General features: G+C 63.6%; 11 protein-coding genes. 7 read left to right on the forward strand and 4 right to left on the reverse strand.

Features of this window, described 5'->3' with window-relative positions; translation table 11 throughout:
- Nucleotides 1-2: 2 nt before the first annotated feature.
- From hrpA to KTJ77_RS08740, 3 genes are all read left to right on the forward strand, one after another.
- Entirely contained in the window at nt 3-3,965 is a 3,963-nt protein-coding gene (gene hrpA, locus KTJ77_RS08730) for an ATP-dependent RNA helicase HrpA (RefSeq protein ID WP_217338005.1), read from the forward strand.
- A 40-nt stretch (nt 3,966-4,005) separates the two neighbouring features.
- Complete coding sequence (locus KTJ77_RS08735; protein ID WP_217338006.1) at nt 4,006-4,944, forward strand: NADP-dependent oxidoreductase; 939 nt, start codon at nt 4,006-4,008, stop codon at nt 4,942-4,944.
- A 141-nt stretch (nt 4,945-5,085) separates the two neighbouring features.
- A complete protein-coding gene (locus KTJ77_RS08740) occupies nt 5,086-6,645 on the forward strand; it encodes an HNH endonuclease signature motif containing protein (RefSeq protein ID WP_217338007.1) in 1,560 nt (519 codons plus the stop codon).
- 36 nt (nt 6,646-6,681) lie between these two features.
- On the opposite strand, the gene KTJ77_RS08745 is transcribed toward KTJ77_RS08740, so the two are convergent.
- The gene (locus tag KTJ77_RS08745) at nt 6,682-7,524 is read right to left on the reverse strand and encodes a sulfurtransferase (protein ID WP_217338008.1); all 843 of its coding nucleotides are present in this window, start codon (nt 7,522-7,524) and stop codon (nt 6,682-6,684) included.
- A gap of 46 nt (nt 7,525-7,570) precedes the next feature.
- Here KTJ77_RS08745 and KTJ77_RS08750 point away from each other — a divergent pair, with 46 nt between their 5' ends.
- Together KTJ77_RS08750 and KTJ77_RS08755 are read left to right on the forward strand one after the other, a co-directional pair.
- Entirely contained in the window at nt 7,571-8,584 is a 1,014-nt protein-coding gene (locus KTJ77_RS08750) for a Gfo/Idh/MocA family protein (protein ID WP_217338009.1), read from the forward strand.
- Between the two features lie 4 nt (nt 8,585-8,588).
- Nucleotides 8,589-9,458 (forward strand): NYN domain-containing protein, encoded by an 870-nt coding sequence (locus KTJ77_RS08755; protein WP_217338010.1) that lies wholly within the window; start codon nt 8,589-8,591, stop codon nt 9,456-9,458.
- Here the strand turns inward: KTJ77_RS08755 and KTJ77_RS08760 are convergent.
- The 3 genes from KTJ77_RS08760 to KTJ77_RS08770 all read right to left on the reverse strand — a co-directional run bounded on the left by KTJ77_RS08760 (nt 9,455) and on the right by KTJ77_RS08770 (nt 12,090).
- Nucleotides 9,455-10,417, reverse strand: coding sequence for an IS481 family transposase (locus KTJ77_RS08760; protein ID WP_217338011.1), 963 nt, complete (start codon nt 10,415-10,417; stop codon nt 9,455-9,457). The two genes, KTJ77_RS08755 and KTJ77_RS08760, sit on opposite strands and share 4 nt — an antisense overlap.
- A gap of 143 nt (nt 10,418-10,560) precedes the next feature.
- Nucleotides 10,561-11,316 carry a cache domain-containing protein gene (locus KTJ77_RS08765; protein WP_254367402.1) on the reverse strand — a complete coding sequence of 252 codons (756 nt, stop codon included), beginning with the start codon at nt 11,314-11,316 and terminating at the stop codon, nt 10,561-10,563.
- 18 nt (nt 11,317-11,334) lie between these two features.
- Nucleotides 11,335-12,090 (reverse strand): FadR/GntR family transcriptional regulator, encoded by a 756-nt coding sequence (locus KTJ77_RS08770; RefSeq protein ID WP_217338012.1) that lies wholly within the window; start codon nt 12,088-12,090, stop codon nt 11,335-11,337.
- Between the two features lie 216 nt (nt 12,091-12,306).
- Here KTJ77_RS08770 and KTJ77_RS08775 point away from each other — a divergent pair, with 216 nt between their 5' ends.
- On the forward strand, nt 12,307-13,368 hold the full coding sequence (locus KTJ77_RS08775) for an ABC transporter ATP-binding protein (protein ID WP_217338013.1): 1,062 nt from the start codon (nt 12,307-12,309) through the stop codon (nt 13,366-13,368).
- Between the two features lie 44 nt (nt 13,369-13,412).
- Nucleotides 13,413-14,588 carry an extracellular solute-binding protein gene (locus KTJ77_RS08780; protein ID WP_217338014.1) on the forward strand — a complete coding sequence of 392 codons (1,176 nt, stop codon included), beginning with the start codon at nt 13,413-13,415 and terminating at the stop codon, nt 14,586-14,588.
- The last annotated feature ends 67 nt before the right edge of the window (nt 14,589-14,655 follow it).

Consider the following 14,655-nt stretch of genomic DNA (forward strand, 5'->3'; position numbering starts at 1 on the left):
CTATGTCTGAACCGCGCATCGTCTATCCTCCGGAGCTTCCTGTCAGCGCCGCAAAGGAGGAGATTGCCGTAGCAATCCGCGACCACCAGGTTGTGATCGTCGCGGGTGCCACCGGATCAGGCAAGACCACCCAGCTCCCCAAAATCTGCCTTGAGCTCGGCCGCACCAAGATCGCACACACCCAACCACGCCGCCTCGCCGCCCGCACGATTGCCGAGCGCGTGGCGGAAGAACTTCAGGTCGAACTCGGAACCACGGTCGGCTATAAGGTGCGCTTCACCGACAAGGTGTCTAACGACACCGCGATTGCTCTACTCACCGACGGCATCCTGCTGAACGAGATTCACCGCGACCGGCTGTTGCGTCGCTATGACACGATCATCATCGACGAAGCCCACGAACGCTCTCTGAACGTGGACTTCTTGATGGGGTATCTGGTGCGCATCTTGCCTGAGCGCCCCGATCTCAAAGTCATCATCACCTCCGCCACCATCGACCCGGAGAGCTTCGCCCGCCATTTCGGTCGCGATGGAGTTGCTGCCCCGGTTATCGAGGTCTCCGGCCGCACCTTCCCTGTCGAGGTACGGTATCGTCCTGCAGTCGAAGACGGCGATGAGGTTGACGGCATTGTGCAGGCGCTACGCGAACTTGATGCGGAACCACGCGGTGACGTGCTGGTATTCCTGCCGGGTGAGGCCGAGATTCGCGACGCGATGGATGCCCTCAAAGGCGTGTTCAATTCGCAGACAGGGCGCACCGAGGTTCTTCCGCTCTTTGGCCGCCTGAGCGCGGCAGACCAGCACAAGGTTTTTGAGCCCTCCCAGGTCGCGGGCCTGCGTCGCCGCATTATTTTGGCGACCAACGTGGCAGAAACCAGCCTGACGGTTCCGGGTATCAAATACGTTGTGGATACCGGAACGGCCCGCATCTCCCGCTATAGCGTGCGCTCGAAAGTACAGCGCCTACCGATCGAACCGGTCTCGCAGGCATCGGCGCAGCAGCGTTCGGGCCGCGCTGGCCGAACCAGCGACGGTATCGCGATTCGCCTCTACGCGGAGGACGACTTCGAGAAGCGTCCCGCGTACACCGATCCCGAAATCCTGCGCACCAACCTCGCATCGGTCGTGCTGCAAATGTTGGCCCTGGGCTTCGGAGACATCGACGCCTTCCCCTTCCTGACGCCGCCGGACTCCCGCGGCATTAAGGCCGCACTCGACCTCCTGCTCGAGCTGGGCGCGGTCGCAGGTGACGGCACCGAGCTGACCACCATCGGAAAACAGCTCGCCCGCCTCCCCATCGAGCCGCGCTTCGCTCGCATGCTGATCGAAGCGGCTCGCACCGGTGTAAGCCGCGAAGTGCTCGCGATCGTCGCCGGAATGTCGATTCAGGATGTGCGCGAGCGCCCCGAAGAAAAGCGTGAAGAGGCCGAGCGCTTGCACGCTCGCTTCACCGACCCGACAAGCGACTTCCTCTCGCTATACGCACTGTGGTTGTACCTCGAAGAGAAGCGCTCAGTCCTCGGCTCCAGCGCCTTCCGACGCCTCTGCCGCGACGAAATGCTGAACTACGTGCGCGTTCGCGAATGGTTTGACGTGCACCGCCAGCTCGAACGCCTCACGGGCGATCTCGAGCGCGGCTCACGACGTGGCGGGCGTGGCAAACGCCGTGCCGACGCACACACGTCGAAGAGTGGAACCACGGCTGGCGTGGCGAGCGGAACCACGACCGTTGCGGAGAGCACCGGGGGCGTATCCTCTGGCGCCGCCGATCCGGATGCCGTACACCGCGCCATCCTCTCTGGCCTGCTCTCGCAAATTGGCGTGCTCGATACGCGCGCGACACAGCAGCAACAGCGCACGGCGAAACCGACCCGCCCCGTCTCGACGTATCTTGGCTCTCGCGGCGTGCGGTTCTCAATCTTCCCTGGTTCCGGTTTGCGCAAGAAGGCCCCGCAGGCAGTGATGGCGGCCGAACTCGTGGAAACGAGCCGTCTGTTTGCCCGCACCGTCGCAGCGATTGACACCGCGTGGGCAGAATCGCTTGCCGGTGTTCTCGCGCACCGCAGCGTCAGTGAACCGCACTGGTCGAAGGCGCAGGGCGCAGCGCTCGCGTACGAAAAGGTCACGCTGTTTGGTGTCGAGATTGTCGCCAAGCGCCGGGTGCAGTTTTCGCGTATTGACCGCGCATCGGCTCGCGAATTGTTCGTGAGGCACGCGCTCGTTGAGGGCGAGTGGGATCCGTCGAAGCTCCCGCAAAATCTCACCGCGTTCGTGCGCCAAAACCACGAGCTGCGTCGCCGTTTGGAAAAGCAGGAGGAGCGCGAACGCCGCCGCGATATTTTGGTCGGCGATGAGGCGGTCTTCGACTTCTACAACGCCCGCATTCCCGCCGATGTGAGCGATGTGCGCTCGTTCGAGTCGTGGTGGAAGGCGACAATCGCCCGCACCCCGAAACTGCTCACGATGCGCGAAGAAGACCTCCTCGAAGGTTCCGCGCGCGCAGGCGGCGATGAGTTTCCCTCGCGGTGGAGCCAGGGCGACCTGACGCTTTCTCTCGGCTACCGGTTTGAGCCTGGGGCGAAGGATGACGGAGTCACCGTTGTCATTCCGCTCCCTTTGCTCGCCAGCGTGAACCCGGTCGGCTTCGACTGGCAAGTGCCAGGTATGCGCGATGAGCTCATCACCGCGATCCTGCGATCGTTCCCCAAAGTGATCCGCCGCAACGTGGTTCCGGCATCTGACTGGGCAACCAAGTTTGCCGCGCAACTCGCCGCCGACGGCCCGGAAAATCATGGCGGGCGCCCCGCGAAGTCACTCGGTGAGGCGCTGGCGGCGCTCGTACAGCCGATCGCGAATCAGCGCGTCAGTGCGAGCGATATCGAGTGGGAACGGGTGCCATCGCATCTGCAAATGAACTTCCGTGCGGTTGATGCGCGTGGCCGCGCCATTGACTCTGACCGCTCCCTCGCCGCGCTACAGGAGCGTCTGGGGGACGCCGCCCGCGACAGCGTGGCAGCGCAGATTCGCAAGGCTCAGCCTTCTGGCGCGCGCGGCCGTGCCGGCGCCGAGAACGGCGCAGGTACGACAACCGTCTCGCGGTTCGCCGAACGTTCCGGAATCACGACGTGGGATCTCGGCACCCTTCCCCCGCACGTCGATACCGCGTTGGCAGGCGGCACCGTGCGTGGCTACCCCGGGCTCGTTGATGACGGCACAAGCGTTTCGGTGCGCGTGCAGACCGACCCCGCGATCGCCGACCGTCTGCACCACGCTGGCGTGCGTCGTCTGCTGCTGCTTGCACTGCCGTCACCGGCGTCATATGTGCAAGAGCATCTCACTTCGGCTGAGAAGCTCTCGCTCTCCGCCTCCCCCTACCCATCGGTGAAGGCGCTGATTGAAGATGCGCGCGCCGCCGTGATCGATCAGGTTATCGCGGCGCACGGTGCGTCTCCGATCCGCACCGAGGTGGACTTCACCGCCGTGCGCGATGCCGCGAGCACCGCGATGGTGGACGGAACCTTCCAAGCGGTGGGGCTTGCTGCCCGCATTCTCGATGCGCACCGGGCGGCGGAGCGGCTGATGAAGCAAATCACCTCCATGCCGCTGCTTGGCACGCTCAACGATGTGCGCGGTCAGCTCGCCGGCCTCGTCTACCCTGGCTTTATTTGTCGCACCGGTCTCGCCCGGTTGGCGCACTATCCGCGCTACCTCGCCGCAGTCACGCACCGTTTGGAGGCGCTACCGACCAACGCGGGGCGCGACCGGGCCTGGATGTCAGAGTGGGAGCGTGCAAACGCGCTGTTCGTCGACGCTGGCGGCGTGGTTCCGCTCGCAGATGACGCGCGCCCTGGCCTCACGCATGCCCGCTGGCTGCTTGAAGAGCTCCGTGTGAGCCTGTTCGCGCAGTCCCTCGGCACCGCAGAGCCGGTCTCGCAACAGCGCGTGCAGAAGGCCCTTGCCGGGTAGCGACGCCGCCAGCGAGACGGCGAGCCCGTAGGCTCGAAACATGTCGCACGCGATCCAGTACACCCAGCTCGGCGGGCCCGAAGTTCTCACCCTCGCGGAGGTTCCGTTTCCGGATCCCGCAGCAGGCATGGTGACGGTGCGCGTTGAGGCGGCCGGGGTGAACCCCATCGATTGGAAGCTCCGTAGCGGTCTGCGCGCCACGGAGCCGTTTGATGGCCCCCGTGGCACCGGGTCTGATGGTGCCGGAACCATTGCCGCCGTTGGTGAGGGCGTCGATGGTTTTCGCGTGGGCGACCCCGTCGCGTTCTGCAACGCGTCTGGCGCGTATGCCACCGATGTGGTGGTGAACGCGGCTCACGTGTTTGCCCGGCCGGCTGGCGTTTCGGCCGCGGCCGGCGCTTCCCTTGGCGTGCCTGCAGGAACCGCCTACCAGGTGGTCCGTTCACTGGCGATTACCGCAGACGACGTCGTGCTGGTGCATGCCGGTTCAGGGTCGGTCGGCCAGTTCGCGATTCAGTTCGCGCGACTGATGGGTGCGCGTGTGATCGCGACCGCCAGCGCGCGCCGCGCGAGCACGGTGACTGCTCTCGGCGCGACAGCGATCGAGTACGGCACCGGCCTCACCGAACGCCTTCGCGGCCTCGGCGTGGAGATCACGGCCGTCATCGATTGTGCGGGCACCGATGAGGCCATCGATACCTCGCTCGCACTCGTCGCCGACCGCACCCGCATCGTCACCATCGTGCGCGGCAAGGAGGCAGATGGCTGGGGTATTCGCGCCTTCATGGGCGGCTCGCCCCACCCGATGACCGCGCAGCAGCTGGCATGGCGCGTTGAAGCAATGCCCGTCAGCCTCGCGCTGATGGCGGCAGGTGCCCTCACCGTCGAAATTGGCGAGAATTACCCGCTCAGCCGCGCCGCCCATGCGCAGGCTGACAGCGAGGCCGGCCGCGACGGCAAACTCATCGTCACACCGTAGAGCTGCTCGTCGGCAGCGCACGGTGGCGCCGCTGTGGTCAGAGAGATTGCCCACACACTCTCGTTTATACAAGCGAAACTACTTGAATGAGAGATCTCTCATGCTCGAAGATATATACGAGATTCGTGAGAGAATGTTGGTATGGCAATCGACAATGCGAACGACGCTCCGACAGACTCGGTCGAAGCGTTCTTGTTCGCGGTTGACGCATTGCGGGAGATTCAATCCGCAATGGCGGGCCTGGCCGCGATGGAAACATCGCTGTACGCGGCCGTGTTCGCGCAGGCAGAGCAATTGACGGCGACGATGCCGTCGCCGATTACCGAGCGGGAGATGGCATTGCGCACGGCCTGCGCGGAGATTGGTGCCGCCCTCCGTGTCAGCGACCGCACGGTGCAGCGCCGCTTGTCGAATGCCTGGGATGTCACGACGAATCTTCCGCACACCTTTGAGGCACTCCAACATGGCCGCATCACGCAGGCACACGTGAATACGATCATCCGCTCAGCCGAGGGTCTCCCCGTGGGTGAAGCTCGCGAAATGTACGACGACGCTGCGGTCGAGCGCGCGGAGCAACTCTCCCCTAACCGTCTTGCGGCGGTGTTGCCTGCGGTGGCCGCACAGATTCACGAATGCGGCATTGCGGAGCGTCACCAGCGTGCCCGCCGCCACCGCCGCGTCGAAATACGCGACATCGAAGACGGCATGTCTGAACTCCTCGCCGTCCTCCCGGCCATCATCGCCCACGGCATCCACGACCGGTTAACCTCCATGGCGAAGGCGTGCGTAGCGACTGGTGCCAGCGATGGCGGGACTGACGCCAGCGGTGGCGGGACTGATGCCTGTTCGGGTGCTGGCATCGATGATGAGCGGTCTCGTGACGAGATTCGCGCCGACATCTTCGGCGATCTCCTCCTCGGTGGCGGCCCGGTCGCGAGCGGCGACGGCCTATCGGCGATATCCGCGCAGGTACAGATCAGTATTCCGGTGTTGACCGCTGCAGGCGTGTCCGACCGGGGTGCTGAACTCATCGGATCCGGGCCGCTCGACGCTGAGACGGCCCGCCACTTGGTGGGTGCCGCTTCCGGGTGGGATCGGGTCATGACCTACCCGGTAACGGGCACGATCCTGGCAGTGGATCGGTACCGGCCAAGCGAAGAAATCCGCCGCGCGTTGCGCGTGCGCGATGAGCACTGTCGTTTCCCCGGATGCCGCCAACCCGCGCACCGGTGCGACGCCGACCACAGCCTCGCCGCCGCCGAAGGCGGCGAAACCAGCCTCGAGAACCTGGCACTGCTGTGTCGCCGCCACCACGTGATGAAACACGCCGCCGCGTGGAGCATCACCCATCAGGGCCACGGCGTATTGAAGTGGACCAGCCCCAGCGGCCGCACCTACGTCGATACCCCCACACCGACGCTGCGCTTCTTCCCCACCGGCCCTGACGATCCGGGCCATGATCCGAACAATCCCGGCGCCGACGATCCGGCCCATGATCCCAACGGCCCCGGCCCCGACCCCGGCCCCGGCCCCGGCCCCGACGATCCGGACACCGGCGACCTCGGTCTCGATCCGAGCGGCCTCTGCCCCGACGATCCGAACTCCGGCGACCTAGATCTCGATCCCAGTGCCCCCGACCCCGGCGATCCGGACACCGGTGCGCCGAACGATCCCGGCCCGGATGAGCAACGAGCGCCTTAGCGAGTAGCGCGCACCCCGCTCTCGCCCAGCGTCCAGCTAAGCGGCCCCGCCCGGTTCCGCACCGGTGGCGATGGGAGCACCGGGGGTGTTCGACCAAGCGCTCCATGATCCAGGGAACAGTTCAACGTCGATCCCGGCCGACGCTGCCGCGAGCGCTGCCTGCGCTGCGGTAATGCCCGATCCGCAGTACAGCGCCAGTGGGCGACCACCGGAGACCTCATCGAATGCTGCACGAATCTCTTCCGGTGACCGCAAGGTTCCGTTTTCTGCGAGATACCGCACACCTGGCAGGTTGACGGCGCCAGGAACATGCCCCGCAATCGGGTCTAGGGGTTCCGTCTCTCCGCGGTACCGCTCGGCAACCCGCACGTCAACGAGCGTGCCGTCTTCTGGCCACACCGCAGCTTCTGCCACGCTCAATCCGACGTGCAACGACGTGATGTCGACGTCACTTGGTGCTGGCGCGACGCCCTCCCCGATCTCGAGCGCACCGTTCGCGGCACGCCACGCCCCCATCCCACCGTCAAGCACCCGCACATTGGTGAACCCGGCACCATCGAGGAGCCACCACGCACGTGAGGCGCCCATCATCGAGAAATCATCAACGATGACGATTTCGCTGTCTTTGTGCACGCCCCAGCGCCGTGCCGCCTTCTGCAGACGAGCGATGCTCGGCACGGGGTGGCGTCCGAGCTCGGGCGCACCGTGCTCAGCCAGCTCCTTATCCAGGTCGACGTATACGGCGCCGGGAATATGGCCGGCAGCGAAGTCATCGCGTCCGTCCGGTTTGTCGAGCCGATAGCGCACATCAAGCACGTGCAGAGGGTGTTCGCCTGCGAGTTCAGCGGCAAGGTCAAAAGCAGAAATTGTGACGGCCATGTCTTCATCTTGCCTGGCACTGGCATCGGCGCGCTACGCTTCGGTGATGACAGCTCTTCGGTGGGGCATTCTCGGCCCCGGTGGTATTGCCAACGCGTTTGCGAAAGATTTGCGCACCGCAGACATGACGATCGCCGCGGTAGGCTCTCGCTCCATCGAACGCGCCCAGGCCTTCGCCGATACCTACGCGATCCCCCGCGCTCACGGCAGCTACCGCGCTCTAGCCGAAGATCCCGACGTCGACATCGTCTACATTGCGACGCCGCACCCACAGCATGTCGAGCCGGCGTTACTCATGCTCGAGCATGGCAAACACGTGCTCATCGAAAAAGCATTCACCGCGAATGCCAACGAAGCGCAGCGTATTGCGGAGGCAGCCGCCCGCCATGGACTCCTGGCTCTCGAAGCCATGTGGACCCGCTACTTGCCGCATATGGCGCGCATCCGCGACATCATTGCTGCAGGCACCCTCGGCACCGTCACGGCTCTCATCGCCGACCACACGCAAAGCCTCAGCACCGATCCAGCGCACCGCATCAACAACCCGGACCTTGGTGGCGGTGCGCTCCTCGACCTCGGCGTCTACCCCATCTCATTCGCATGGGACCTCTTCGGCGAACCCGAGACGATCATGGCGGCCGGCGTGCTGGGAGCGACCGGAACCGACACCCAGGTACAGGCGACATTCACGTACGCGGGTGGTCAAGTGGCAAGCACCTTCAGTTCTTGTATCGCGCGCGGCACGAACACCGCGGCGATTATCGGCACCGAGGCCAGCATTCTGATTGACCCGGTCTGGTACACCGCGACCTCGTTCCGTGTCGTTGCGACAGACGGAACCACGATTGAGGAGTATCAATCGAGTGTTGCCGGCCGCGGAATGCAATATCAGGCGCTTGCGGCCGAAGCGCTCATCGCATCCGGTGACTTGTCTGGCGGGCTCCTACCCATCGCGGAATCCGTTGCCATCATGCGTACGCTCGACGAGATTCGCGCTCAGCTTGGTGTGGTCTATCCCACCGACGGCGCTGTTACTCGGCTCTCAGACGTGACAGACTGAGCGCATGGCTGATCCCGCGCGCGTCGCCGTTTACCTCGACTTCGACAACATCGTGATGAGTTGGTACGACCGAGTACACGGGCGCAACGCGTACAGCAAGGATCGGCAGCAGATTGCGGCTGACCCGACCGATGCCGCCATCGCCGCACGACTCGCCGCTGCTGCGATCGACGTCGGTGCCATCATCGACTACGCGGCAAGCTACGGCACGCTCGTATTGACCCGCGCGTACGCTGACTGGTCCAACCCGGTCAACGCCCACTACCGCACTCAGCTTGTTGCCCGCGCTGTCGACCTGGTCCAGCTGTTTCCGGCCGCCGCGTACGCGAAGAACGGCGCCGACATTAGGCTCGCAGTCGATGCGGTGGAAGACATGTTCCGCCTTCCCGACCTGACCCACGTCGTTATTGTCGCCGGTGATTCCGACTATGTTCCGCTCGCCCAGCGGTGCAAGCGCCTTGGCCGGTATGTACTCGGCGTCGGCGTTGCCGGTTCCACGGCAAAGTCACTTGCCGCAGCGTGTGATGAGTTCGCCACGTACGAATCTCTCCCCGGTGTCATCGAGGTTCTCGAGCCTGAACAGAAGCCGGCCCGTGCGCGCGGTTCGCGCGCATCCCGTAAGGCCGACGATCCGGATACCACCGCGAAAACACTCCTCGAGCGAGCCCTCCGCATGGGCCAAGACAAAGAGGATGCCGACTGGTTACACTCCTCAGCCGTCAAGCAACACATGCGCAGGATGGACCCATCGTTCAGCGAGAAGGCCCTCGGGTTCCGCTCTTTCTCCGACTTCGTGAAGGCCAATGAGGCCATTGCCGAGTTGGAAGAAACCGGACACGAACGCCTCGTGCGGCTACGCGAACCCGCCAGCTAGTTGTACTTCCCCAATAGGTTGTGAACACGGTCGGCGGGTGTGAGCCCTCCGAGGCTGGTGTGGGGTCTGTGGTGATTGTAACTGTGGAGCCAGGCTTGGTAGGTGGCGTTTCTCGCTGCGTCTGAGGTGTAGGTTGCCGCGTATGCCCATTCCTCAGCGAGGGTGCGGTTGAAGCGCTCGACCTTGCCATTGGTTTGTGGCCGGTAGGGTCGGGTCCGGCGGTGTTTGATCCTGTCCAGAGCGTCGGCGAAATCGTGCGATCGGTAGCAGGATCCGTTGTCGGTCATGACGGCTTGGACGGTGATCCCGGCGTTGGCGAAGAATGTGTTCGCGCGGCGCCAGAATGCGGCAGCGGTTTCTTTGCGTTCATCACCGAGGATTTCGGAGTACGCGAGTCGGGAGTGGTCGTCAACCGCGTGATGTAAGAACGCGTAGCCCATGGGGGTGCGTTTACTAGAGTTGCGGCGTCCTGCAGCGCCGAGCTTGCGCCAGCCCCCGCCGTCCGGAATGCGGCCGAGTTTCTTGATATCAACGTGAACGAGCTCTCCCGGCGTTTGTTTCTCGTAGCGCTGTGGCTTCACCTTACGAACACGAAGACCGGTTGCTTGATCAACATGGGCGAGGCTCGGCATTCCGTATCGCTCGATCACACGCCCCACCGTGGAACGGTGTAGCCCCAGGTGATACGCGATGCGGTGCGGCCCCCAACGCCGGGTGAAGCGCAACGCGACGATACGTCGCTCCGTGCGCTGGGGTAGTCGCCCCGGCGATGAACGAGGCCTGGAAGACCGGTCTTCCAGAACCTCTCCCGCACGATAGCGATGAGCCCAACGCCGCGCCGTTGCGGGTGAACACTGGAATCGATCAGCTGCTCGACGAAGCGGCCAACCTTGATCGACAACGAGAACAGCGAGGCGACGACGCCCCTCTGGAGTCAATGGTGCGTTAGCGTGAATCACGAAGACCTCCGTGGCGGATAGTGAGTGTGGTAACCCACATCCTGCCCGGAGGTCTTCGCCTATTCCAGACTCAACTGATCACAACGTCCCAGGGAAGTACAGCTAGTCGACCGCTCCGACGAGCGAGTAGACCACTCCCCGAGCTAGTCGACCGCTCCAACGAGTACATCGAGTGCGATGCCTTCGCATGAGATTCTGGTGTGCCCTTCAATGGTTCCGCTCCGGATGACGTCACCGGTTGCCCACTCGGCGTCGGTGGATACCACGACGCGCGACACCCCATTGACGAGCGTGACATGGGCGCTCAGGTCGCGAAACAAGGGGGTGAGTTGGCGTTCAACCGAGTCGATAAGCAGATCAAAGGCGAGGACACCAACAAAGGTACCGTCGACACGTACCGGTGTGGCGATCGTCATCGTGTACTCATCGCTGCAAAGGTAGTCGACGTAGGGCCCGGCGACGTGCGACGTGCCCGACATGAGCGGCACGCGGAACCATTCCAGCTCGGAGTAGTCGATGCGCTCCTTATTGACGGTCTGCGCCGCGAGAATGAGCTTGCGACGCTCTTGACCCTGCCACCAGGCCAGGTGGCTGCGTGAGTCGCTGAGCAGATCAATCGCAGCAATGAATCCCGCACCGTAGACCGGGGCGTCGATCGACTCAAAGAGCTGATCGGCGAAGGGCGCGATAAGGGCATCGAGCTTGTTTGCCGACATCGCACCACGCGAAAGCTCTGCGGCGATGTGCTCCGCAACCGGTTGCGCGATAGATTCCAGGGTGAGAATTGGCGGGCGGAAATAGTCGGCGATGATCGAGGCAGCGCGCTCAGCCGTCGCGGGTGACGTCGTCGTCATGGCGTTCTCCGGGTAGAGGTGGGTAACTGCATCGTACTGATCCAAAGCGCAGCCCACGATTTTCTATGATTCCGATTGCATCACGACGAGGTCGCGAATCGCACGAGTCACGAACTCTTCGATCGCGGTCGCGGCGGCGGCTTCGTTTGCGTCAATCACGGCGACCGCTGCATCACGCAGGTGGCCTCGCAGAGCCAGACGCGATTGCGGATTACCGTCGATAAGTCGCAAATACGGGCTCAGTTCAGACTGTAGTTTCATCTGCTCGCGGGTCAGTCGCGCCGACTGACTCAGCGCAACGAGTTCGACCTGCACATCATCGAGCGTGCGCCGCCAGGAGCCGAGATCGGTTTCGTCGGCACGGTCGATGCGGGCAATTAGAGCCTGAGCCTCGATAGGATCGGCCCGTCGTGCGGCCAGTCGCACCGCGCCAACGGTAATCGCTGCGTAGTGCACGCCCAAGTCGCGCAGCGCTAAACGCGATGACGATTGCACAGCCTGGCGAGCGAACACGAGCGGGTCAGCGCCTTCTGCGACAAAACTCCCCCCGTTACGGCCGCGCCTGGTCACGATCAGCCCGCGCTCGCGAAGAACACCAAGGGCTTCACGCACAGTGACAGGGGCGACACCCAACGTCCGAGCGAGATCTTGCTCGGCAGGCAAGCGCTCCCCTGCACGCAGATGCCCTCCGGTGATTGCCTCGGAGATGCGTCGTTCAACGAGTTCCGCGCGGCCCTCGTCACCGATGGGCAGGAACAGTGCGCCCTGCATCCGGGGCGGGGGCGCGGCCGTTCTCCCGGCGGTCGTCGAGGCTGACATCGGGTTGATTCTTTCATTCCTTTCGGTGAAAGCAGCGGATGTTGCGCGGTGTTGCCGCGAGCCAGGCCCGGGCGTGGGGCCGTCGTTCAGGCTCCGTGGGAGGCATCTGTGCTGCATGTTACGCCGCAGAAACATTTCCGCAAAGCACTTGCAATCTATCCTCTGCTTTTATATGTTTACTCACACCTTGTGATCAATGAAGTCTGAGGAGCCAGGATGCGCACCGATGCCCAGCCCACCCCCACGCCTGTAGCCGAGACGGCACACGCAGCTGTTTCGCTGAATGGCGTCACCAAGACCTTCGGTGATTTCACCGCGGTCAAAGACCTCGAACTGCAGGTGAAGAAGGGCGAGTTCCTCTCGATGCTCGGCCCCTCGGGCTCGGGTAAAACGACGGTGCTTCGCATGATCGCTGGCTTTGAAGAGGCGACAAGCGGAACCATCATGCTGGGCGATACGGACGTCACCCAGGTGCCGCCGCACCGACGCCAGGTCAACACCGTCTTCCAGGATTACGCGCTGTTTCCGCACCTGACGATCGCCGAGAACGTCGGCTACGGCCTCAAGGTGCGCGGCGTCTCGCGCGCTGAGCGCGACGCCGCCGTGGCAACTGCGCTCGAGCAGGTACGCCTCAGCGCCGTGGCGAACCGACTGCCCCACCAGCTTTCCGGCGGTCAGCGTCAGCGCATCGCCCTGGCTCGTGCGTTGATCCTCAAACCCGAAGTGCTCCTGCTCGATGAGCCGCTCGGAGCGCTCGACAAGCAGTTGCGCGAAGAAATGCAGATCGAGCTCAAGCAGATTCAGCGCGAGGTCGGCATCACCTTCATCTTCGTGACGCACGATCAGGAGGAAGCGCTCACGCTGAGCGACCGCGTCGCCGTCTTCAATAACGGCAAGATCGAGCAGATCGGCACGGCCCGCGACGTTTACGAATTTCCGCAGACCGAGTTCGTCGCGCGGTTCTTGGGGCTGTCCAACATTATTCCCGCGTCCGTCGCGTCGCCGGGTACTGACGGAACCATCAGTATCCGCCCGGAGCGCGTGCGCGTGATTCCGGCTGGTTCCGTAACAAGCGACAGCGAAGTGTCGATCGCTGGCGTGATTTCCGAAACCGTCTACACCGGCCCCACCACCCGATACATCGTCGAAGCCGACGGCGGATTCCGCATCATCGCAGAGGCACAAAATGCCCATCACCCGGCAGACCTGGCGCCCTTCGGGCGCGGCGATTCGGTTCGAGTTGCGTGGTCCACCGACCACGCAGTCACCCTGCCCTAGACCTCACAACCACACACGCAGTTCAACACCACCAAGGAGACACCATGCGTTCACGCATTTTAGCCGGCACCGCCCTCGCGGCAGCCGCAACGCTCGTCCTCGCCGGATGTTCCTCGAGCGACACGGACGGCACCGGAGGCCTCACCATTGAGGTTCCCGATGTTCCGATGATTCAAGAAAAGGGCGACTACGAAGGCGAAGTCAACATCGTCGCGTGGTCCGGCTTCGTCGAGCCTGCGTGGTCCGACGAATTCACCGAGCAAACCGGCTGCGTCGTCAACCGCAAGGTCGCGGGCACGAGCGACGAAATGGTTCAGCTCATGCAGAGCGGCGACTACGACCTCGTCTCTGCTTCGGGTGACGCCAGCCTCCGGTTGATCGTCGGCGGCGACGTCCAGCCGCTCAATCTGGAACTCATCCCGAACTTCGGCGACGACATCGTTGAGGGCATGAAGGGCCAGATCTACGACACCCTCAACGGCAAGAGCTACGGCGTGCCGATCGGTCGCGGTGCCAACATCCTCCAGTACAACTCCGATGTCGTCACGGAAGCACCCGACAGCTGGAGCGTTGCGTGGGAGTCCGACAGCCCGTATGCAGGCAAGGTCATCGCCTACGACGCGCCGATTTACATCGCTGACGCCGCGATCTACCTGATGGCAACCCAGCCTGACCTCGGCATCAAAAACCCTTACGCACTCGACCAGACGCAGCTCGATGCTGCCATCGCTCTGTTGCAAAAGCAGAACAAGATTGTCTCCGAATACTGGGCAGACCCGGCAGCACAAATCACGTCGTTCGTCGGTGGCACCACCGACCTCGGAACCTCGTGGGAGGTTTTGCGCAAGCTGACCGAAGACGACAAGTTCAAGTCGGTACTGCCGAAGGAGGGCTCCACTGGTTGGTCGGATGCCTGGATGCTCGCCACGAAGTCCGCAAACCCGAACTGCGCGTACGAGTGGATGAACTACACCTCCTCCCCTGAAGTCAACGGCGCGATCGCGATGAACTTCGGTATGGCTCCCGCCAACGCCGCGTTCTGCGAGCTGAACGACGAAGCCAAGGCGCACTGTGACTACTACAACGCCACGGACGAGGAGTACTTCAAGAAGGTCTGGTTCTGGACCACCCCGATTGAGCAGTGCATCGACGGTCGCACCGACGTCTCCTGCACCAACTTCCAGCAGTGGACTGACGCCTGGGCCAAGGTCAAGGGCTAGACATTCCCGGTGGGCGGAGGCCTCCCCTTCCGCCCACCACCCCCTTCTTTACTACAGAACGGATCGA

It is taken from the genome of Microbacterium sp. NC79 (assembly GCF_019061125.1).
Taxonomy (GTDB): domain Bacteria; phylum Actinomycetota; class Actinomycetes; order Actinomycetales; family Microbacteriaceae; genus Microbacterium.